Raw genomic sequence first — 21,903 nt, forward strand, 5'->3', positions numbered from 1 at the left:
TTATTGTTTATGTGAACTCACTGCGTGAGACGAAGTACGTCATTGCTAATTGCAATCGCCATAAGCGCAAAGATCAATAGACCACCAATGCGGTAGCAAATCTCTTGCACACGGTCCGAGACAGCTCGTCTACGAATACCTTCAATGGTTAAAAACACCAAATGTCCACCATCTAATATCGGTAATGGTAACAGATTTATGATGCCGAGATTAACACTGATAAGCGCGAGAAACCCTAAAAAATACACCAACCCATAACTTGCCGAAGCACCCGCCCCTTCCGCAATAGCTACCGGGCCACTTAATTGATTCACTGAGACAATGCCGGTGAGTAGTTTGCCAATCATTTTGACACTCAACACCATCAATTCCCAGGTACGTTCAGTACCCTTTTGCAAACTTTCTACTAAGCCATAACGCTGCTCGAACTGATACTGCTCTGGGTATGGCTCGACATAGGGCACAACACCTAAGAAACCACGTTGCCCATCGCTGCCCTCTTGACTACCAAGAGTAACCTGCTGCATGAGCGTTTGCTGACCGCGTTGCAGTTCAAAATCCATTGTACGCTGCGGATTGGCAATAATAACATCCCTGATTTGAGACCATTCAGTGACGAGAGTTCCATCTATGGCAATAATTTTATCGCCAACTTGCAGGCCGGCGGCTGCCGCTGGCGAATTCTCTGCAATCTCCACCAGTTCAGTGGTAGCTTGCGGACGGTACGGCAACAGGCCTAGGTCGACAAAGGTAGGCTGTTGCTGCTGCCCAATGCGCCAATCACTGATATCGAACTGATAGGCTTGCTCACGTTGATTGGCATCGCGTACGGTCACGCTCACCGTCTGTGCACCTACGGCACCAGCGAACGCCAGATTAACCTGCTGCCAATCTTCAGTGGTATCACCGTTAATAGCAATAATTTCACTGCCGACGGTTACGCCAGCGCGGGCAGCAACGGAGTTTTCGCTGACGCTACCGATGATTGGCTTGACCGATGGCACCCCAATAATAAACATCGCCCACAGCACCACAATGGCGAGGATAAAGTTTGCCAACGGCCCTGCGGCAACAATCGCGGCACGTTTTTTAACTGATTGCGCATTAAAACTGCGAGGATAGTCCGCAGCGCTGACCTCATCGACACGGCTGTCGAGCATTCGCACGTAGCCGCCGAGCGGAATCGCGCCGACTTGATAATAGGTGCCGTCAGCGGCCTGACGCTGCCACAATGGTTTACCAAAGCCAACTGAAAAGGTGAGTACTTGAACACCACAACGGCGCGCCACCCAAAAGTGGCCAAATTCATGAATGGTGACCAGAATGCCGAGCGTGACAATAAACGCCGCTAGTGACCATAAAATATCTAACATAATTGATACCGCGCTACCTGTTGTTGCGCCAAGCGGCGCGTTTCTTCATCTAGTGACACAATCGCCGCCAGAGAGTTCAGTGTGGTGGGCGAAATTGCTGCTAACACCTCGGCACAAACGTTGTGAATATCGGTAAACTTAATTTGCCCTGCTAGAAAAGCCGCCACTGCAACCTCGTTCGCTGCATTTAAGCTGGTAGTCGCCCACTGCCCTTGCCAGCACGCATCAATCGCCAGTTGCAGGCAAGGATAACGTTGCTGGTCAACAGCACTAAAGGTTAATGCGCTCAACTGGGTGAAATCTAACGGTGCAACACCGGCGCTGATACGCTGCGGATAACTCAACCCATAGGCAATAGGGGTACGCATGTCTGGTTGACCCAATTGCGCCAGTACCGAACCGTCACTAAATTGCACCATCGAGTGCACCACGCTTTGTGGATGCAGTAAAACCTTGAGCTGCGCGGGCTTACAATTGAACAGCCAGCGCGCTTCAATATATTCCAACCCCTTGTTCAGCATGGTGGCGGAATCAACCGAGATCTTTTGCCCCATCGACCAATTAGGGTGCGCACACGCGGCGGCAGGAGTTTGCTGCGCAAGTTCAGCTAAAGGTAACTGGCGAAAAGGTCCACCCGAGCCGGTCAGCAAAATCTGTTCAACGCCGGCAGCGGCTAAATCAGCGCGGCCCAACTGCTGTTGCACCTGCGCTGGCAAACATTGAAAAATAGCATTGTGTTCACTATCAATGGGGAGCAGTTGCGCGCCAGATTCAGCGACCGCATCAATAAACAATTGCCCTGACATCACCAAGGCTTCTTTATTCGCCAATAGCACCCGTTTCCCGGCTTGCACCGCAGCCATAGTCGGCATCAATCCGGCAGCGCCGACAATCGCCGCCATCACGCAATCGACTTCACTGGCACTGGCGATATCGGCCAGTGCTTGGGCACCGCTCAACACTAAAATACCCGAACCTGTACCGAGCAGTTGCTGCAATTGTCGCGCCGCTACCTCACATTGCATCGCCGCATAGCGCGGCTGATAACGCAGGCACAGCTCATGCATGAGGCTGACATTGGTGTTAGCACTGATGGCATAAAGCTGAAACCACTCAGGATGCGCGGCCATAACCTTGAGGGTGTTCAAGCCAATTGAGCCGGTTGCTCCCAAAACTGTCACCCGTTGTGGCACTACCAGAGACTCAACGATCACGCTAGCAACCATAGATAAGATACAGTGAATACCGGCAACGCCGCGGTCAGGCTATCAATGCGGTCAAGCACGCCACCATGACCAGGTAGCAGTGAGCCGCTATCTTTAACCCCAGCACAGCGTTTAAACATACTTTCACTCAGATCGCCAAACACCGAAGCAACAACAGTTAATAGCCCAGTGAGGTAATAGCCATTAAATTGATCAGCAGGTACCTTAACCCAATGACTGACCACCATCATCACCACGAAGGCTAAGGCAATACCACCAATCAGGCCTTCCATGGTTTTACCGGGGCTTACCGCCGGCATTAATTTATTGCGGCCATAGCGCACACCGGCAAAGAACGCGCCGACATCAGCGGCCCACACCAGTAGCAACACAAACAGTACAGCAAAGCCGCCAAATACCGTACTTTCAGAATAATTGAGGCTGCGTACCGCCAATAAGCCAACCCAGGCTGGGATAAGTGTTAAGTAGCCAAATACGCCAACAATTGACCGTGTGCGCGACCATAAACGTCGACTATTTGGATATTTAAGAGTTAACAACGTAGCGATAATCCACCAGCCGAAACCGACCATCACCAAGCTGTAGTATATAGGGTGTAGCTGCCGGTCTTGCCATATTTGATCCACTGGAACCCAATAAATCAGCAGCGCTAACATCAATGCCACCGAAGCTGTGTAGGCTAATTTACTCGCAAGTCGACGTAATCCCATCAATGGTGCCCATTCCCACGCACCCGCGGTGATCACCACTAAAATAGCCAGCGAAAATGCCTCTAGGGAAATAGCGAAAACGCAGTAAAGAGCCAGCGGAATAAGTATCAGTGCAGTTATAAGACGTTGTTTTAGCAAAGTTATTCCTCAGCTGTTACATCAGTATCTAGAATCGCTTGCTGAATCTGCTCACTGGTTAAACCAAAGCGCCGCTCGCGACAACTAAAGTCAGCGATAGCTGCGGCAAATTCACGATCATTAAAGTCAGGCCATAATACTTGGCTGAAATAAAATTCAGCATAAGCCAATTGCCATAATAAAAAGTTACTAATGCGATGCTCGCCACCAGTACGAATCAACAAATCAGGCGCCGGCTGATCGGCCAGTTGCATACACTCACCGAGCGTTGTTTCAGTCACTTCGTCACTACGCAGTTGCCCTGCAGCGACGCGTTCAGCCAACTGCCGTGCTGCTTGGCTAATATCCCAGCGACCACCATAGTTGGCGGCAATATTTAGCTGCAATGCGGTATTCTCAGCGGTTAATTGCTCAGCCTCGCGAATACGCTGTTGCAAACGCTCAGAAAAACCACTCACATCACCGATGATGCGCAAGCGCACATTATGTTTGTGTAGCTTTTTCACTTCCCGTTTGAGTACCGTGAAAAACAGCTCCATGAGCACCGAGACTTCTTGCTCAGGGCGCTTCCAATTTTCACTACTAAAGGCAAATAAGGTCAATGCCTCAATGCCACGTTTACGACAAAACGCTACCGCTGCTCGAACCGCCTCGGCGCCCGCTTTGTGCCCATAAGTTCGATGTTTGCCGCGCAGCTGTGCCCAACGACCGTTGCCGTCCATGATTATAGCCACGTGACGTGGCATGCGAATTTCCCTGTGATCCGTACTTATCATTGTGGTTGCCATATAAAAAAATGCGCCGTGTGAGTATACCTGACACGGCGCGTTGTACCAACGAAGGCGTAAGCGATTGCTTAAACTTCCATCAGTTCTTTTTCTTTCTCGGCGAGTAACTGGTCAATTTTGGACACGTAGAGATCAGTCATTTTTTGAATTTCATCCGCAGCGCGACGTTCGTCATCTTCTGAGATTTCTTTTTCTTTCAGTAATTCTTTAAGGTCGCTGTTGGCATCGCGGCGTACGTTACGCACAGCAACTCGGCCTTGTTCCGCTTCCGCACGCACTACTTTGACCAAGTCGCGACGACGCTCTTCGGTCAAAGGTGGCAATGGTACCCGAATCACGGTACCGGCCGACGACGGATTTAAGCCTAAATCAGCGGTTAAAATAGCTTTCTCGACCGCTGGGCTTGCTGATTTATCAAACACTGTGATAGCAAGCGTACGTGAATCTTCAATGGTCACGTTGGCAATTTGTCGTAATGGCGTATCGCTGCCATAGTACGACACCATCACACCATCAAGAATACTTGGGTGGGCACGACCAGTACGCACTTTAGAAATTTGCGTGCGTAATGCTTCAACGCTCTTTTCCATTCGTTGTTTACAGTCTTGCTTAATCTCGTTTATCACGTTGTTTTCCTTTATTTAATCGTGAACACTTACGCGTCTGGTTCATTACAAATCAAGGTACCTTCGTCAGCGCCAGTCACCACTGCTCGCAATACACCGGGTTTGTTCATGTTGAACACTCGAATCGGTAAGTTGTGATCGCGCGCTAGGGTAAAGGCAGCTAGGTCCATCACTTTGAGCTGCTTTTGTAGCACCTCATTATAGCTGATTTGTTTGTACAATTGTGCATTGGGATCTTTCACCGGATCGGCCGAATAAACACCGTCCACCTTAGTACCTTTGAGGACTAAATCAGCTTCAATTTCGATACCGCGTAAACAAGCTGCCGAATCAGTGGTGAAGAATGGATTACCCGTACCGGCGCAGAATATCACTACCCGGCCTGACTTCAATAAGCTAATGGCATCGGCCCAGTTGTAACTATCGCAGACCCCTTTGAGGTCAATGGCCGACATTAAGCGGGCGTTAACAAAGGCACGATGTAAGGCATCCCGCATGGCTAGGCCATTCATCACCGTGGCCAGCATACCCATGTGATCACCGACCACCCGATTCATGCCAGCTTTGGCTAAGCCTTCGCCGCGAAACAGATTACCGCCGCCGATCACCAAACCAACTTGCACCCCAAGCTCTACCAGCTCTTTGATTTCTTGTGCCATACGATCAAGCACTTTGGGATCAATACCAAATTGCTCATCACCCATCAGCGCTTCACCACTGAGCTTTAATAGTATCCGCCGGTAAGTTGCTTTGCTGGTTGTCATTGGTTCGTTCTCCATCTGCAGGGTACCCTTGTATTATGCCCAAAAAAAACCGCATCGTGCTAGGCATGATGCGGTTTTCTGTTACTTCGTCACCAACGGTGGACGCGTCATCGGGCTTAGCCCTTTTTCGCCGCCGCCATTTGTGCTTGAACTTCAGCCGCGAAATCTTCTGATTTCTTCTCGATGCCCTCACCCACTTCGTAACGTACGAAAGTGATGATTTCAGCACCTTTCTGCTTCAGTAACTCACCAACAGTCATTGATGGGTCTTTCACGAAGGCTTGACCAGTCAAGCTGATTTCGCCAGTGAACTTACGCATACGACCTTCAATCATTTTCTCAGCAATTTCTTGTGGCTTGCCACTTTGCATTGCGATGTCTAACTGAATGCGACGCTCCATATCAACCACTTCGGCTGATACGTCTTCTGGCTTCACGAATTGTGGCGCGCTAGCAGCAACGTGCATAGCAACGTCTTTCGCTAACTCAGCAGAACCGCCTTGCAATGCCACCAACACACCAATACGACCACCGTGAACATAGCTTTCAACGATGTCACCAGCGTTCAAAGTCAGTACCCGACGCACGTTCATGTTTTCGCCGATTTTAGCAACCAACGTAGAACGTGTTTCTTCAACTGTGGCGCCACCGATGTCGGTCGCTAACAGTTTTTCGATGTCATTTTCTTGATTTGCAAAGGCAGCATTGATTACTTTTTCGCCAAAGCCAACAAAGTTATCATCGCGAGCAACGAAATCGGTTTCGCAGTTCAGTTCAACCACAGTACCTACGTTGCCAGCAGTTTTAACTAAGATCACGCCTTCAGCAGCAATTCGACCGGCTTTCTTGGCTGCTTTCGCCTGACCGCTTTTACGCATCAGTTCGATCGCTGCTTCGATATCACCATTGGTCTCTTCAAGTGCTTTTTTACAATCCATCATGCCAGCGGCTGTGCGCTCGCGCAGTTCTTTTACCAGAGCTGCTGTAATAGCCATTGCTTGGTCCTCTTAATCTGATGACTTTATTCGGTTTCGTCAGCTACAACGAAATCGTCTGCTTTGCCTTCAACAACCGCGCCGCGGCCTTCGTTGATCGCTGCAGCCGCTGCATTCAAATACAGTTGCACTGCACGAATGGCATCGTCGTTACCTGGAATGACATAATCAACGCCATCAGGATTTGAGTTGGTATCAACCACAGCAATAACTGGAATACCCAGGTTATTGGCTTCTTTGATGGCAATGTGTTCGTGGTCAGCGTCGATCACGAATAATACGTCTGGCAAACCAGCCATATCTTTAATACCACCAAGGCTCTTCTCAAGCTTTTCCATTTCGCGGGTGTTTACCAACGCTTCTTTCTTGGTCAGCTTGTCGAAGGTGCCGTCTTGGCTTTGAATTTCTAACTCTTTTAAACGCTTGATTGATTGACGAACAGTTTTCCAGTTAGTCAACATACCGCCTAACCAGCGGTGGTTCACATAAAACTGTTTGCTAGCAATCGCTGCTTCCTGAACTGATTCAGTCGCTGAGCGTTTGGTACCAACAAATAAAACTTTACCTTTGTTCGATGCAACGTGTTGCAAGAAGCTCAACGCATCGTTGAACATTGGTACAGTTTTTTCTAAGTTGATGATATGAATTTTGTTGCGAGCGCCGAAGATGAACGGTTTCATCTTAGGGTTCCAGAAGCGCGTTTGGTGACCGAAGTGGACGCCAGCTTGCAGCATGTCACGCATTGACACGTTTGCCATGATAAGTTTCCTTTTTAAAGGGGTTATGCCTCCATACATCCCATAATTCGACCCGCGTGACCTGTGGTTAACAGTTGCCGGCGCAAGCACCCCGAACGATGTGACGATGTATGTGTGTGTTTAAGTTAATGCCTTACAAACCGTTGCCCCACTCAACACCAACGAGTGGCAGTGAACGAGGTGTTTGAAAGTGCGCGCGCTTTATACCATAAAATCCAGCAACAGCGCAACTTTTATGCTGGCTTTTGCACTTTTATAGCGCCCGTCAAACTGCTAAACTAAGCGTCCTTTTTAGCGCAATAGATAAGTGACGACTGATTGGCATGAGTATTATCATCAAAACCCCTGACGAAATCGAAAAAATGCGCGTGGCTGGGCGCTTAGCTGCCGACGTGCTGGAAATGATCGTGCCGTACGTGAAGGCCGGCGTAACCACCGATGAAATCAACCAACGTTGTCACGATTACATCATTGCCAATGGCGCTATCCCTGCACCGCTGAATTATCACGGTTTCCCTAAATCGGTATGTACCTCGCTGAATCATGTGGTGTGTCATGGTATTCCGAATGACAAGCCGCTCAAAGATGGCGATATTATGAACCTCGACGTAACCGTTATTGTCGACGGTTATCACGGCGATACCTCGCGCATGTTTGTGATTGGCCAGCCGAGCATTTTGGCTGAGCGGCTGATCCGTGTCACCCAAGAGTGTTTGTATTTAGCGATTAATATGGTGCGCCCGGGTATTCGCATGGGTGATTTCGCCGCAGCTATTCAAAAGCATGCCGAAAGCAACGGCTACTCCATTGTGCGGGAATATTGTGGCCATGGCATTGGCGCTACATTCCACGAAGAGCCGCAAATACTGCACTACGGTACTCCAGGTACTGGCGAAGTATTGAAACCCGGCATGTGTTTTACCATTGAGCCCATGGTCAACGCCGGTAAACGCCACACCAAATTGATGCGTGACGGTTGGACTGTGCTAACCAAAGATCGCAGCTTGAGCGCACAGTGGGAGCACACTCTGCTGGTCACCGAGAGCGGTGTTGAAGTGTTGACTTTACGCAGCGATGAGCAATTACCGCGTATTATTGATCATTCGAGTGCCGCATAAATGACCTCAGCCGCTGTGGTGTGGCCGCATCCATTGGACATCAATCAGCTGCGCGACACGCTCGAGCAAGCCCAGCAGCAACAAGCAGATGCCTTTTCTAGTGCAGCCATTGAGCAGCTCTTACAGCAGCGCAGTGCAGTAATCGATAGCCTCGTCAGCTATTTATGGCAACAATTCGATCTGCCACAACAGCAACTGTGTGTGCTCGCTGTTGGTGGCTACGGTCGCGGTACACTGCACCCCGGTTCTGATATTGATTTACTCATTCTGCATCAACAACCATTAGACCAAGCCAGCAATCAGGCTTTGGTGCAGTTTGTGCAATGCTTGTGGGATCTGCGGCTTGATGTCGGCCACAGTGTGCGCACTATCGCTGAATGTTTGCAGCAAGCCGCCGATGATATCAGCACCGCGACCAGTTTATTGGAGCACCGCTGGTTAATTGGCGACAAAGAATTGGCCGCCCGCTTCACCATGGAAGTGCACCACCATTTGCCCTGGAGCAGCCGTAATTTTTATCAGGCCAAGCTACGCGAACAGCAACAGCGGCATCAGCAATACCACAGCACCTCGTATAATCTTGAGCCGAATATTAAAAGTAGCCCAGGCGGCTTGCGCGACATTCAAACCATCAGCTGGATCGCCAAACGACATTTTCAGACCCAAAGCGATGAAGCATTAGTCGAATATGGCTATGTGACCGCAGCAGAACTCATCGAACTGCGCAGCCACCAAGATTTTCTCTGGCGCGTTCGTTTTGCTCTTCACCTTGAAGCCGGCAAAAAAGAGGACCGTTTATTATTTGATTATCAACCTGGGGTGGCCGCACGCATGGGCTACGGTGAGTCAGGTAAACGCTGCGTTGAAGCCATGATGAAAGATTACTTTAATGCCGTGGTCGCCGTCAGTGAACTTAACGCTATGTTATTGCAGTTTTTTGAGCAGGCCATTTTAGCACCTAACCTTAGTCAACCAGCTGCGGGCACTGACAATCGCAGTTCTAGCGAGCTTAACGCTGACTTTAAGCGTGTCGGTCACAGCATTGTTGCGCGCCATGACCAAGTGTTCAGTCACCCACGGCAAATTATGAGTTTCTTCTTATTAATTGCCGAACACGGCGATATTCAGGCGGTGCAAGCGCAAACCATTCGCTTATTGCGTAATGCCCGACGCAGTTTGCGTCGCCCACTATCTGATGATGAGCAATGTCGACAGTTGTTTATGGCCATCATGCGCCATCCCAATGGCTGCGGTCATGCCCTCAGCTTGATGCATAAGCACAAAATCTTGGCGCATTATTTGCCGCAGTGGCAGCAAATTGTTGGGCAGATGCAATTTGACTTATTCCACGCCTATACCGTAGACGAGCACAGTTATCGCGTGGTGCGTAACCTGTACCGTTACAGTGATCCCCACTACGCCAGTGAATTTCCGCTTTGCGCCGACTTGGTCGCCAGCTTTGATAAGCCGGAATTATTGTATTTGGCCGGCATCTTTCACGATATCGCCAAAGGTCGCGGCGGCGATCACTCCGATCTAGGTGCCATCGATGCCCGCAATTTTGCCGTGGCGCACAATTTAGAGCAGGATGATGCCGAGCTGATCGCATGGCTGGTGCAGCATCATTTAATGATGTCAGTGACTGCCCAAAAGCGCGATATTCATGACCCCGAAGTAGTCCGCGAATTTGCCGCGTTAATGGGAACTCAGCAACATCTCGACTATCTTTATTGCTTAACAGTGGCAGACATTCGTGCCACCAACAGCAGCTTATGGAATAACTGGAAAGCCACGTTACTGGAAAATCTATACCACGCTACTAGCAGCTTTTTGCAGCAAAACAAACCCTCAGCAGCGCTTGAACTGCGGGCTCGGATTGCCCAAAACCAGCAGCAAGCACTGGCGCTATTACTCAGTGCTGGGCTCGCCCACGAGCACATCCAGCAACTTTGGTCGCGTTTTACCGCCGATTACTTTCTGCGCCATCAAGCCGAACAAATTTGTTGGCATACCCGCGCCATTGCGGCGCTACGTGATGACCATGAATTACCGCTTATCCTGATTGGTGACGAGAATAATCGCGGTACCACTGAGCTGTTTATCTATACCGAAGAACAAGCTAATTTATTTGCCGCCGTGGCCGCGGTATTAGATAGCCAAAGTATCAGTATTCATGATGCGCAAATTTTGGCGACCCGTGATGGTTACGTCATGGATACCTTCATTATTCTTAACGAACAAGGCCAGCCATTAACCGACAGCTCAGCCTGCGAGCGCTTGCACCAGCAGCTCCATGATGTGCTGCGTAAGCGCCAACCCGTGCCCCATGCACAGCGGCGCATACCGCGCCAGTTACGCAGTTTTTCAGTGCCAACACGGGTTGAGTTCGTGGCGGAAAAGAATCAACGCCGCAGTGCCTTTGAACTGACCACGCTAGACCGCCCTGGCTTGGTGGCGCGTGTTGCTAAAGTATTACAAGACTTGGATATCAATATCTTGGCCGCTAAAATCACCACCGTCGGCGAACAAGCTGAAGATCTTTTTATTGTCTCAACGCGTCAGCAACAGGCTCTCGATAGCCATCAGCGCGAATTGCTGCGGCAACAAATTATTGCCGCGCTCGATTAACTATGACTTAGGACGACCAACATGACCGATTTACAACAGCGCATTGAAAGCGCGTTTGAACAACGCTCTAGTATTTCTCCGGCCACCGTAAGTGCCCAATTGCGTGCCGACATCGACCAGGTGATCAGCGCTATCGACGCCGGTGAGCTGCGTGTTGCAGAAAAAATTGACGGTCAATGGCAGGTTCATCAGTGGTTAAAAAAAGCGGTGTTATTATCGTTTCGTTGCAACGACAATCAGGTTATGGATGGCGCTGAAACACGCTTTTTCGACAAAGTAGCGAGCAAGTTTGCCAACTATGATGAGCAACGCTTTCGTGCCGAAGGCATGCGCGTGGTACCGCCGGCTATGGTGCGTAAAGGCGCGTTTATCGGTCGCAACGTGGTACTCATGCCATCATACGTGAACATTGGTGCCTACGTGGATGACGGCACCATGGTGGATACCTGGGCGACTGTCGGCTCCTGCGCACAAATTGGCAAAAATGTGCATTTATCAGGTGGTGTTGGTATTGGTGGTGTGCTTGAACCCCTACAAGCCAATCCAACTATTATTGAAGATAACTGCTTTATCGGCGCCCGCTCAGAGATCGTTGAAGGCGTCATTGTAGAAACCGGCGCGGTTATCTCTATGGGCGTGTATATCGGCCAAAGTACTCGTATTTACGACCGTGAAACCGGTGAAGTGCATTACGGTCGAGTACCCGCAGGTGCGGTGGTTGTTCCCGGTAGCTTGCCAAGCGCCTGCGGAAAATACAGCCTATACGCCGCTATTATCGTTAAAAAAGTTGATGCCAAAACCCGCGAGAAAGTCGGTATCAACGAGCTGCTGCGCCTAGTCGACTAGGCGCTTATTCAGCTGCCACAAACGGCTGCAAAAACTCGGGCGGAATCGGCACCTGAAGATTAATAGCGGCGCCACTATGCGGGTGCTGAAACTGTAACCCAGTCGCCGCTAGCAACAATCGTGTTAGCTTATGATTTTCACGAAAATAGCGATTTTGGCGGCTGTCACCATGACGAGTATCACCAATAATCGGATGGCGCAAATGAGCCATGTGACGACGTAGTTGATGTTTCCGACCGGTTTTTGGCCATAATTCCATCAATGAATAGCGGCTGGTTGGGTGCCTATCAGTCACCGCGACAGGCAATTCAAATTGCTGCACACAGCGATATTCGGTCAGTGCAGGCTGGGGCTCTTTATCCTGCTTCGCGCGTTTATCGGCAATTTTGTCGAGCTCTTCTTTTAACGGATAATCCAACACACCGTCGCCCAAATAGCCTCGTACAATCGCATGATAGCGCTTAGTCACGTGGCGCTCGGCAAATTGCTCACTGAGTAAGCGTGCCGTGTCGGCATCTTTGCCAAACACTAATAAGCCTGAGGTTGGACGATCAAGACGGTGCACCGGATAAACCCGCTGACCGATTTGATCGCGGAGTTGTTGTAGCGCAAATTCAGTGGCTTCGCGGGCTATCCAACTGCGGTGAACTAAGAGGCCAGCCGGCTTATCAATCACCACCAAGCTGGCATCATCATAAACAATAGTAAGATTAGACATCGTCAGCGAGGGGATCGCTACCGCTTAATAAGATATCGAACTGTCGTAATGCCAAGATCAGTTCTTCGTGGTGTTCTAGCTTGTCACTATACACTTGCACGGCCATTGGGCTTACCGCAATATTCTGCGGTAACGGATGTTCACCATCGATCATCTCCCACATGCGCGGCAATAAAATGAATTGCAACCACTGGTGAAAATCTAGGGTATCAATAGCAAAAGGCTGGTCGCTGGCTAACGCCTGTGACGACGGAAAATGATTTTGCCACAAGCCTAAGCAGTGCAGCTCAGCTTCAATACGCTCTAGTAATCGCGCGGCCCGTTGTCGTTGGTCCATTACTATCTCCACGACTGATTCATCGGTATAATGGCGCACATAGTTCCGCAAAAATGACCTTGATGCAAGTCTGATGACTATTTCTAATCTAAGTGAGCTGTTAGAGCACAGCCAATGTAGCTACTGTTGCTATGACCTCGGTGGCCGCGTACAAGCCCTCAGTAGCGCTGAATTCGCCGTAATTGCTGGGCAACGGGTGGCCTATCCCTACCCCCATCAACATCATGCCCAGTTTGCCTTAGTGTTTTGGCCGCAACTGCAGCAGCATCCACAGCCCTTTATTTGGCTGCTGAAACTCCCGCTCGATGAACGTGGCTTGCTCGACCAGCAAGCGCAGCAAAACTTCATCGCCCAAGTCATTGCCTTATTAGGGCAACAACTCACCGGTGCACTTAGCGAGCAACAGCAGCAACAGTTGCAACAAAGCCCCTATTTGTTTACTCCCAATACCACCGCGCAAGCGGCGCTGCATGGGCAACTACGGGTACGTTTTGGGCAACCGCCATCATTGCACTTTGAAGCGGTCGAGAGTTATCTGCGCGACCCGCAGCAGCAATCATGGCAACAACTCGGTGTGCAAGGGATCCATGATGTCGCCGCACGTTTGCCACAACTCGAAAATCTGCAACAAACTCTGCTGCAGCAACTACCTAATTTTCCGTTGCCTTTTCTGCAAGCGCTCGCGCAAGCGCTGGAACATCCGCCCTTGCCTCTCACTGCGGTTGAGCCGATGCTAGCATGGTTGCCACAACTACCCGCTGAACGTCAGTTGTTGGTGTGGCGAATGCTGACCAGTCGCGCTGATCATGACTTAGTGCAGCAAGCTCTGCAGCAGCGGCTCGAGCAACCTTTTGATGCGGCCATAGCCACTGACCTGCTGGTGTTGATAGCAATGCGTTTATGGCCGGCACTAGTTCCTTCTGGCAGCAATTCAGCCAACCTATTACCGCAATACTTGCAGCACTTAGCCGCGGGTGAACAGTCATTACAGCTGCCGTTATTGCAGCAACTGATTCGTTTACCGGCTCTACGGCCGCATCTGTTGGCGTTGTTGCGACGCAACGACAACCCCAGCTCATTACGGCAGTTATGGCAACGACTCAACGGAGCGACATCATGCAATTAGCCGATGCACTGATACTCATCAGCATTAGTTTTTGTGCTTGGTTATTTTGGCAGGGACGGCGTCAGGCAGAGCAAGCCAAACGCTACGCTGAGCGCTATTGTCAGCAGCATGATCTGCAGTTTTTAGATATCGCTTGGAGTCATGGCCGACCGGCCAAACGCGGTCGCCACATTGGTTGGCTGAGTCATTACAGTTTTGCCTTCAGTAGTGACGGTGAAAGCCGCTACGAAGGCACCATAACCTTACTGAATTTACGCTTAGAGGATGTCATTACACCCCCCTATCGGCTACCGACCTAAAATACGGCGTTTTAAAAACTGGCCATACATAACCCAGTCGCCGAGCAGCGAATAGGCCGGATATTTAAACGTGGCTGGCTTGTTGTGTTCAAAGCCAAAGTGACCGAGCCAGGCGAAGCCATAGCCAATCACCGGCACCAACCACAAATACCACCACTGAGCGGTTACCAAAACATAGGCAATCAGCGCCAGTACTAAGGTACTCCCGATGTAATGCATAGCACGACAGCGCGGGTCACTATGCTCAGCCAAATAGTAGGGATAGAATTCTTTAAATGAGTTAAATTGCATCAGCGCTTTCCTCATACTGTGATTGCTGCGCGGCTTGGCGTGGACAGAATAATAACCGCCCAGCGACCTCACCAACCATCAACTCTTGCACCACCTGATAGCCATGCTGAAAGAATAGCTTGAGATGATTATCAATGGTCACATACACCGCAATACCGGCCGATTGTTGGTCATCGGCTAGAGCTTGGCTAGCAGCACGCACCAGTAAATCGCCCCAACCATTTTGTTGATAGCGCGGGTGCACCGCCAAAAATGCCAACATATGATAGTCGTTATCGGCCAACTGCTCGCCCAGACTCTGCTGCATAGCTTGTTGTATCAGCAGTTCTTTATCAACTAACTGCATGGTGCTGACATAGCCTGCAGTAAGCAACATTTTTAGCCGCCAATGCCAGTAGCGACCGGGGCCGAAGCTTTTGCCCGGCCGTGTTAAGCAGGCTACACCCAACAAGCTATCGCCATCGAAGACACCAATCATTGGCTGTTGCGCTTCCCAAAACGCCGCTAGCTCCTCACGCACGGTGGCGCGCAGGCGCTTTTCATAATCGGGCTTGTGCGCTTGGAATAAGTCCATCAGCAGTGGGTCATCATAATAGGCTTGGTACAGCAATGATGCTGCCAGCTTCAATTCTTCAGCAACCAAATAGCGTAATTCACCTTTGGCAATGATATCGGTGGTGCTCTCAGCAACGGAATTTTCCGCCATAACCGGCCTCGTTGTGGTTCATGTTAATGCTCACAAGCTACGCCATTCTGGCTTAATTTTCTACCAAGCGTGGGCTTAAATTTGCTAAAAATTCGGTCAGATTAGGCGCTAATAATTGGTGTTGTGGTTTCCCTACATATTCCAACCCAACCGCTCCCGATTCATTATCGACAGTAATCAATAAGTCATCGCTTTCTTCGGCAATGCCAATAAATAACGTAATAGGCTGACGTAACCGGCGCTTCATTAGCACATGGCCAGCCAAGTTGGCTTGCATTCGCTGATAATCTTCCGGTCCGTGCACTTGGAGTAACCATAATGGCTGTTGTTGCCATAAAACGGCTAAATCGGCGGCATACCAGCGGCTATATAACTCAGCAACACTATCGTGTAACGGCTGCTCTAATGCCGCAGCAAGATCGTCAAAACTGCCTGGTTGCTGCTGAATTTGTGGTTGCCAGTGACAGTAGTCACTCCCCTCATCAACGCGCTGATAAATTGGCGCTTGCCACTCAGAGTTCATTTCTACCAATAAATCAGCGCCATGCTGTTGATAAAAATCAACATAGCGGTTGATCAACTGGTCAAAGGCGGTACTCAACATCATGCCGTTATCCTTATTGCAAAATTGCTTTCACGCTAGCATCACAGCAGCCTGAGCGCTACAATGCTGACGCAACACAATGAATGTCACTATCAATAGGTTAGCCGTTAGTGTAGCAAGCGCAGCGCGTGCAGGGTACAGCAACGACAACAAGGTAAAACGATTTAATGAAACAGCCATTAGGCCACTTAAATTTAGGCCAACCAACCCAGTACCCAACCCAGTTTGACGCAACCTTGCTGCAAGCGGTACCCCGTCAGCTCAATCGCAGTCCGATTGGCATTCCTGAGCAGCAACCGCTACCCTTTACCGGCGTGGATGTGTGGACCGGTTATGAGTTGTCGTGGCTAAACCAGCATGGCTTGCCCCAAGTGGCGGTGGCCGAGTTTAGCGTACCCTGTAGTAGCGTAAACTTAATTGAATCGAAATCGTTTAAACTGTATCTCAATAGTTTCAACGATAGCCGCTGGCACTCTTGGCAAGCGGTCGCAACGCAACTTGAACACGACCTGAGTGATTGCGCTGGTGCTGCTGTGACGGTTCGGTTAATGACTCTAAGAGAAGCCACACAGCTAGCGATTGGCGACTTACCCGGTGACTGTATTGATGAGCAAGCCATCAGCATCGATAGCTACGATTATGATCCGCACTTACTGGCTGTTGACAGCGATACGCTAGTGACTGAAACGCTGCATAGTCATTTATTGAAATCAAATTGCTTGATCACCAACCAACCCGATTGGGGCTCAGTGGTGATTAGCTACCGTGGTCAGCAGCTGGACAGAGCAGCACTACTGCGTTACATCGTGGCATTTCGGCATCATAATGAATTTCATGAACAGTGCGTCGAGCGGATTTTTATGGATTTGCAGCAATTTAAGCCGCAGCAATTAACCGTTTATGCTCGCTATACTCGGCGTGGTGGGTTGGATATCAACCCCTTCCGCTCAAATTTTGAACAGCCACCAGCGACTATTCGGCTGGTGCGACAATAGTACTGAAAGGACCAAGGATGAATATAACTATATCCCCCCGTGGCAGCATGAGCTTGCTGTCACAACTCGAAATTGAACGGCTACAACAAAGTAGCGACGAAGATTTATATCGACTGTTTCGTAACTGCTGTTTAGCGGTACTTAATGCCGGCTCCACCACCGATAGCAGCGAAGAAATTTTTGATAAGTACAAAGACTTTGATGTGCGTGTAGTGCGCTGTGAGCGCGGCATTCAGCTGGAACTCATCAACCCACCTGCTGAAGCATTTGTCGACGGCGCTCTGATTGTTGGTATGCAAGAATTAGTAGAAGCCGTGCTGCGTGATATTTTATTCACCGGCGAGCGGTACAACGCCCACACACTCGATTCAGCTGACACCCATACCCTCACCCATGTGGTGTTTGATATTTTGCGCAACGCCCAAGTGGTACAACCCAATTTAGACCCCAACGTGATTGTTTGCTGGGGTGGTCACTCAATTAACGAAGTGGAATACAAATACACCAAAGAAGTTGGCTATCATTTGGGTTTACGCGGTCTCAATATTTGTACCGGCTGTGGCCCGGGCGCCATGAAAGGGCCGATGAAAGGCGCCACCATTGGTCACGCCAAACAACGTATTGCCGATGGCCGTTACCTTGGTTTCACCGAGCCAGGTATCATTGCCGCTGAACCACCAAACCCAATCGTCAATGAGCTGGTGATATTGCCAGATATCGAGAAACGTCTGGAAGCCTTTGTGCGTTGCGCTCATGGTATCGTCATTTTCCCCGGCGGCGCCGGTACAGCCGAAGAGCTGCTGTATATTTTGGGCATTTTGATGCACCCCGATAATCAACGTCAGGTATTGCCGTTGATATTAACTGGCCCAGCCGCCAGCAAAGCTTACTTTGAAGCACTGGATGAATTCATCGTGGCGACACTTGGTGCCGATGCGAAAAAACTGTATCAAATCATCATTGCTGACCCAGTGGCCGTGGCTATGGCGATGAAACAAGGCATTCAGCACGTTAAAGAGTATCGCCGCAGTACTGGTGACGCTTACAGCTTTAACTGGACGCTGCATATCGATGAGCCGTTCCAGCGCCCATTTGTGCCGAACCATCATAATGTCCGCAACTTGAATTTACATCGTGACCAACCGGCGCAATTATTAGCCGCGGATTTACGCCGTGCCTTTTCTGCCATCGTTGCCGGCAACGTCAAAGAAGATGGTATTCGTGCTATTCGCCAGCATGGTGTATTTGAGATCCATGGTGAACGCGACATGATGCAGAAACTCGACGTGTTGTTACGGGCATTCGTCGAACAGGGCCGTATGAAGTTGCCGGGTTCAGTCTATTATCCATGTTATCGCGTGGTTACCGATTAACAGCCGCAATCAAGTGCCTGACGGCACCGACAGCATAGGACAAAAAATACTATGGCAAAAACCATCAAAATTCCGAAAATGGTCAAAATCGTAGTGATCGGGTTTGCGCTGTATTTTGCTGCTGCCGCGCTGATCTTACAGATGTATCAAGCCGACCCGGAAAACATGAGTTGGCAAGAACGCGAAACCTTTAACCTCAAACAGATTGGCCGACTCGATCTGGGTATCTCCAAAGGTGACGTGATCCGCCTGCTCGGTTCGCCCGACATCAGTGAAGGCAAAGCCGTGAGCGATGACGCTGAGGTATTGGTGCTGTTCTATCGTACCCACCATGTTAAATCCGACGGCGTCACCACCCGCGATGAATGCACGCCACTACTATTTAAGAACGACAAACTGATTGCTTGGGGTGCAGACGCTTATAGTGATTATCAATCGTTTTAATGACTAAACCCCGCTCTTAGCGGGGTTTTTTCTGCTAAAATGCGCGCCTATTCCCTGTTTGTAGTAGGAACACAGCGCATGACTACCACCATTACCGTTATCCCTGGCGATGGCATTGGCCCCGACATTATTGATGCCACCCTGAAAATCCTTGATAAAGCCAATTGTGGCTTCACCTATGAGTTTGCCGATGCCGGCCTTGCCGCGTTGGAAAAAACTGGCGAATTATTACCCGCCGCTACGCTCGACGCTATTGCCCGTAACCGTGCCACCTTAAAAGGTCCGCTCACTACGCCAGTCGGTGAAGGCTTCACCTCCATTAACGTCAGCCTCCGCAAGCAGTTTAATCTGTATGCCAACGTGCGCCCAGTGTTGTCATTCAAAGGCACCCAGGCTCGCTATCAAGACATTGATATTATTACCATTCGGGAAAACACCGAAGGCATGTACAGTGGCCTGGGCCAAGTCGTTTCAGATGATGGTAACACTGCCCACGCTATGAGCCAGGTCACCCGCGAAGGGTCTGAGCGTATTGTACGGTTTGCCTATGAGCTAGCGCGCCGTGAAGGCCGCAAAAAAGTCACCATCGTACACAAAGCAAATATTCTGAAATCAACCTCAGGCTTGTTCTTAAAGGTCGCTCGTGAAGTTGCCGCGCAGTACCCAGATATTCAAACCAATGAGATGATCGTGGACGCGGTGTGCATGAAGCTGGTGATGAACCCAGAACAGTTTGATGTGATTGTCACCACCAACCTTTTCGGCGACATTCTATCGGACTTGTGTGCTGGCTTAGTGGGTGGCTTAGGCATGGCACCAGGCGCTAACATTGGCGAAAATTCAGCGATCTTTGAAGCGGTTCATGGCTCAGCACCAGACATCGCTGGGCAGAATATTGCCAACCCAAGCTCGGTCATCTTAGCGGCCATTCAAATGCTGGAGTATCTCGAAATGCCTGAGCATGCCGCCCGCATTCGCCAAGCCCTAACTGACACTATCGCCAGCGGCGACCGCGCCACCCGCGACCTCGGTGGCAGCCATGGTACCACCGACTTCACTCAAGCAGTGATTGATAGACTGTAAGCTTATTGAACAGGTCTGACCGAGAACCGCTACTCTCTTAGTAGCGGCAGGCGGTGTCATCCTAGTCGCGGTAGTAGTTGTACCAGCTGTGTTTTGCTTCGTCCCAGTATTGCCCCGGGAAGCCGATGTTAAAGTCGCCGATTATGCTTATGATGACAGTACGGTCAAACGCTTCTAGTTGCGCCCGCCACACCGCCGCGCCTTTGTGGCCTATCAGTCAGTACTTCGGGGCGGTCTAAATGGTCGTTATGCACGTAATAGAGCTGGTTGTCGCAGACATAGAATATTGAACACCCTCCTAAGTCGAAGGGGTATAAACTTGCTATGCCTACATCTCTAAAGACCCAATCGTTCATAAAATCCCAACAATAGAGAAGTCATGCATATCCAAAGATCAACCGCTTGAATTGAGAGAATGATTTTTATCTTTGAACTATTTAATTGAAAAAATCTAAACATTCCCACATAACCAATCAAATAAGCCATTTTATTCGCATCAGTCCAGTAGTAATGCAATTTATCTAACGATTTATTCGTCTTCGCGTAAGTTTTCTTTAAAAAATGTAATCCAACCGCATCACAGATCAACATAATAATCAGTGAAGCATAAAAACATTGACTCATAATTACTTTCCACATCCACATGATGACTCAGATGCATCAGTAACTACTGCGTCACTTAATGTAAAATCACTCCAACTGGCATTGACCTTTCCCCTGAAATAGCACCATGTTTTCAATGAGATTTCAGTTTATGCCACCTGTTTTGCATAGTCAGCTGGCGGTAAATAATTCAGTGAACTGTGTGGTCTTTCTTCGTCCCAATATTGACGCGGGAAGCCGATGTTGAAAAACGTCCTGTTAATCCTCTCGGTTTTATTGCGATTCGTCCGAAAACATAACGGTATATACCAGCACAATTTTATGATTAGTCAGCTGCTTCTGAATATCGAACGGTAGCTGAAGACTAACGAGAGCAACCTGTCGGGGGTCAACAATTACTCCGACATCAATTTCTGACGTAAAACTATTATTTTTTAGATACTTCAATACCTCTGAATTATTTTCAACAAATATTGACATGCAGCTAGATAGCTCCATCACATCCTTGCAATCACCGATTGGAAGTCGAAATCCCGAAGTTTTATGCCGACGGAGAGAAGAACTTTGGTCCCCCTTCTTCCAAGATTTAGTATTAATCTTAAACAATTCAACAACTTTATCAATATCGTCAATTTCAGTACTGACATCCCAAACTACGCTAAACATAAATACTCCCGACTAAATGAGTGAATTTGCTATATATCGAGAATCAATCTCAGGACTAAATAGCATTCCCACATTCTCTAATCACTTTTCCCCCAAGCTTCTCATAAGTATCACAAGCCACCAAATCTCCGCGCTTACACTGCTCGGCAGCGACTAATTTCGCAAGATAGGTTGCGAATAGAGCACTAGAGAGTGGCGCTTTGGGGCCAGGCATTCCATTTTTTTTCCATTCATTATGAATTTCTCGGGCATCGATTTGACCTATTTGCCCATTAGGCCCTTTGAGCTCTCTAAAACCGTCATAATGCCTGTGAGCCCAATTCCACATCTTTTTTGGATAACCCCAAAGGTTATCTTGCTTGTGCAATCCTTGTGGGTCAAAATAATTAATCGGATTCCCACCCACATACCCATAGGTATTCATCCCACCCGCTAAGCCAATCGGGTCACTCTGCAAGTAGCGGCCGGTGGTGGCATCGTAATCGCGGTAGTAGTTGTACCAGCTGTGCTTTTCTTCGTCCCAGTATTGCCCCGGAAAGCCGATGTTGAAGTCGCCGATTGTGCTCATAAGCACCGAGCGGTCAAAGGCTTCTAGCTGCCCCCGCCACACCACTGCACCTTGGTTATCAGTCAGTACTTCGGGGCGGCCTAAATGGTCGTTATGCACGTAATAGAGCTGGTTGTTGCT

The 21,903-nt window shown here is 49.4% G+C and carries 24 protein-coding genes; 9 read left to right on the forward strand and 15 right to left on the reverse strand.

What is annotated here, in order from left to right; translation table 11 throughout:
* Positions 1-17: 17 nt before the first annotated feature.
* From rseP to rpsB, 8 genes are all read right to left on the reverse strand, one after another.
* The gene (gene rseP, locus EFO84_RS11565) at positions 18-1,373 is read right to left on the reverse strand and encodes a sigma E protease regulator RseP (protein ID WP_127348205.1); all 1,356 of its coding nucleotides are present in this window, start codon (positions 1,371-1,373) and stop codon (positions 18-20) included.
* Positions 1,367-2,584, reverse strand: coding sequence for a 1-deoxy-D-xylulose-5-phosphate reductoisomerase (gene ispC / locus EFO84_RS11570; protein WP_276317325.1), 1,218 nt, complete (start codon positions 2,582-2,584; stop codon positions 1,367-1,369). The genes rseP and ispC overlap by 7 nt, the downstream gene beginning before the upstream one ends.
* On the reverse strand, positions 2,584-3,447 hold the full coding sequence (locus EFO84_RS11575; protein ID WP_127348207.1) for a phosphatidate cytidylyltransferase: 864 nt from the start codon (positions 3,445-3,447) through the stop codon (positions 2,584-2,586). Before EFO84_RS11575 ends, ispC begins: the two co-directional genes overlap by 1 nt.
* 2 nt (positions 3,448-3,449) lie before the next feature.
* Positions 3,450-4,193, reverse strand: a complete 744-nt coding sequence (gene uppS, locus EFO84_RS11580; RefSeq protein WP_240642704.1) for a polyprenyl diphosphate synthase — start codon at positions 4,191-4,193, stop codon at positions 3,450-3,452.
* Positions 4,194-4,303: 110 nt separating this feature from the next.
* Positions 4,304-4,825, reverse strand: coding sequence for a ribosome recycling factor (frr, locus tag EFO84_RS11585; protein WP_431355333.1), 522 nt, complete (start codon positions 4,823-4,825; stop codon positions 4,304-4,306).
* A 65-nt stretch (positions 4,826-4,890) separates the two neighbouring features.
* Positions 4,891-5,625 (reverse strand): UMP kinase, encoded by a 735-nt coding sequence (gene pyrH / locus EFO84_RS11590; protein ID WP_127348209.1) that lies wholly within the window; start codon positions 5,623-5,625, stop codon positions 4,891-4,893.
* A gap of 116 nt (positions 5,626-5,741) precedes the next feature.
* On the reverse strand, positions 5,742-6,620 hold the full coding sequence (gene tsf / locus EFO84_RS11595) for a translation elongation factor Ts (RefSeq protein ID WP_127348210.1): 879 nt from the start codon (positions 6,618-6,620) through the stop codon (positions 5,742-5,744).
* 26 nt (positions 6,621-6,646) lie between these two features.
* Positions 6,647-7,378, reverse strand: a complete 732-nt coding sequence (gene rpsB, locus EFO84_RS11600) for a 30S ribosomal protein S2 (RefSeq protein WP_127348211.1) — start codon at positions 7,376-7,378, stop codon at positions 6,647-6,649.
* A gap of 323 nt (positions 7,379-7,701) precedes the next feature.
* On the opposite strand from rpsB, the gene map reads away from it, so the two are divergent.
* Genes map through dapD form a run of 3 tightly spaced genes read left to right on the forward strand, consistent with a single transcriptional unit; the run spans position 7,702 to position 11,970 of the window.
* A complete protein-coding gene (map, locus tag EFO84_RS11605; RefSeq protein ID WP_127348212.1) occupies positions 7,702-8,496 on the forward strand; it encodes a type I methionyl aminopeptidase in 795 nt (264 codons plus the stop codon).
* Positions 8,497-11,124, forward strand: coding sequence for a [protein-PII] uridylyltransferase (glnD, locus tag EFO84_RS11610; protein WP_127348213.1), 2,628 nt, complete (start codon positions 8,497-8,499; stop codon positions 11,122-11,124).
* Between the two features lie 21 nt (positions 11,125-11,145).
* Positions 11,146-11,970 (forward strand): 2,3,4,5-tetrahydropyridine-2,6-dicarboxylate N-succinyltransferase, encoded by an 825-nt coding sequence (dapD, locus tag EFO84_RS11615; RefSeq protein ID WP_127348214.1) that lies wholly within the window; start codon positions 11,146-11,148, stop codon positions 11,968-11,970.
* A gap of 4 nt (positions 11,971-11,974) precedes the next feature.
* Here the strand turns inward: dapD and truC are convergent, their stop codons facing one another.
* Positions 11,975-12,688 carry a tRNA pseudouridine(65) synthase TruC gene (gene truC / locus EFO84_RS11620; protein ID WP_127348215.1) on the reverse strand — a complete coding sequence of 238 codons (714 nt, stop codon included), beginning with the start codon at positions 12,686-12,688 and terminating at the stop codon, positions 11,975-11,977.
* Entirely contained in the window at positions 12,681-13,025 is a 345-nt protein-coding gene (locus EFO84_RS11625; protein ID WP_127348216.1) for a YqcC family protein, read from the reverse strand. Before EFO84_RS11625 ends, truC begins: the two co-directional genes overlap by 8 nt.
* A 73-nt stretch (positions 13,026-13,098) precedes the next feature.
* Here EFO84_RS11625 and EFO84_RS11630 point away from each other — a divergent pair, with 73 nt between their 5' ends.
* Both EFO84_RS11630 and EFO84_RS11635 read left to right on the forward strand, forming a co-directional pair.
* Positions 13,099-14,151, forward strand: coding sequence for a DUF3549 family protein (locus tag EFO84_RS11630; protein ID WP_127348217.1), 1,053 nt, complete (start codon positions 13,099-13,101; stop codon positions 14,149-14,151).
* Positions 14,142-14,450, forward strand: coding sequence for a DUF3301 domain-containing protein (locus tag EFO84_RS11635; RefSeq protein ID WP_127348218.1), 309 nt, complete (start codon positions 14,142-14,144; stop codon positions 14,448-14,450). The genes EFO84_RS11630 and EFO84_RS11635 overlap by 10 nt, the downstream gene beginning before the upstream one ends.
* Here the strand turns inward: EFO84_RS11635 and EFO84_RS11640 are convergent.
* The 3 genes from EFO84_RS11640 to syd are packed head-to-tail and all read right to left on the reverse strand — an operon-like array spanning position 14,439 to position 16,054.
* The gene (locus EFO84_RS11640) at positions 14,439-14,741 is read right to left on the reverse strand and encodes an Mpo1-like protein (RefSeq protein ID WP_240642705.1); all 303 of its coding nucleotides are present in this window, start codon (positions 14,739-14,741) and stop codon (positions 14,439-14,441) included. The genes EFO84_RS11635 and EFO84_RS11640 overlap by 12 nt on opposite strands.
* Positions 14,731-15,447: a GNAT family N-acetyltransferase gene (locus EFO84_RS11645; RefSeq protein WP_127348220.1), complete on the reverse strand. Its 717-nt coding sequence runs from the start codon at positions 15,445-15,447 to the stop codon at positions 14,731-14,733. Before EFO84_RS11645 ends, EFO84_RS11640 begins: the two co-directional genes overlap by 11 nt.
* A gap of 52 nt (positions 15,448-15,499) precedes the next feature.
* Positions 15,500-16,054, reverse strand: a complete 555-nt coding sequence (gene syd, locus EFO84_RS11650; protein ID WP_127348221.1) for a SecY-interacting protein — start codon at positions 16,052-16,054, stop codon at positions 15,500-15,502.
* Positions 16,055-16,218: 164 nt separating this feature from the next.
* Between syd and queF the strand changes: the two genes are divergently transcribed.
* The 4 genes from queF to EFO84_RS11670 all read left to right on the forward strand — a co-directional run bounded on the left by queF (position 16,219) and on the right by EFO84_RS11670 (position 19,946).
* On the forward strand, positions 16,219-17,046 hold the full coding sequence (gene queF, locus EFO84_RS11655; protein ID WP_127348222.1) for an NADPH-dependent 7-cyano-7-deazaguanine reductase QueF: 828 nt from the start codon (positions 16,219-16,221) through the stop codon (positions 17,044-17,046).
* Positions 17,047-17,063: 17 nt separating this feature from the next.
* A complete protein-coding gene (ppnN, locus tag EFO84_RS11660; protein ID WP_127348223.1) occupies positions 17,064-18,419 on the forward strand; it encodes a nucleotide 5'-monophosphate nucleosidase PpnN in 1,356 nt (451 codons plus the stop codon).
* Positions 18,420-18,470: 51 nt separating this feature from the next.
* Complete coding sequence (locus EFO84_RS11665; protein ID WP_164742443.1) at positions 18,471-18,863, forward strand: DUF3192 domain-containing protein; 393 nt, start codon at positions 18,471-18,473, stop codon at positions 18,861-18,863.
* 78 nt (positions 18,864-18,941) lie between these two features.
* Positions 18,942-19,946 (forward strand): isocitrate dehydrogenase, encoded by a 1,005-nt coding sequence (locus tag EFO84_RS11670; RefSeq protein ID WP_127348224.1) that lies wholly within the window; start codon positions 18,942-18,944, stop codon positions 19,944-19,946.
* Between the two features lie 876 nt (positions 19,947-20,822).
* Here EFO84_RS11670 and EFO84_RS11680 read toward each other — a convergent pair.
* Positions 20,823-21,215: a hypothetical protein gene (locus EFO84_RS11680; RefSeq protein ID WP_127348225.1), complete on the reverse strand. Its 393-nt coding sequence runs from the start codon at positions 21,213-21,215 to the stop codon at positions 20,823-20,825.
* A 55-nt stretch (positions 21,216-21,270) separates the two neighbouring features.
* On the reverse strand, positions 21,271-21,903 hold a 633-nt coding region (locus EFO84_RS11775), incomplete at its 5' end, for an RHS repeat domain-containing protein (protein ID WP_205701980.1).

Source organism: Pseudidiomarina mangrovi, assembly GCF_003999375.1.
Classification (GTDB): Bacteria; Pseudomonadota; Gammaproteobacteria; order Enterobacterales; family Alteromonadaceae; genus Pseudidiomarina; species Pseudidiomarina mangrovi.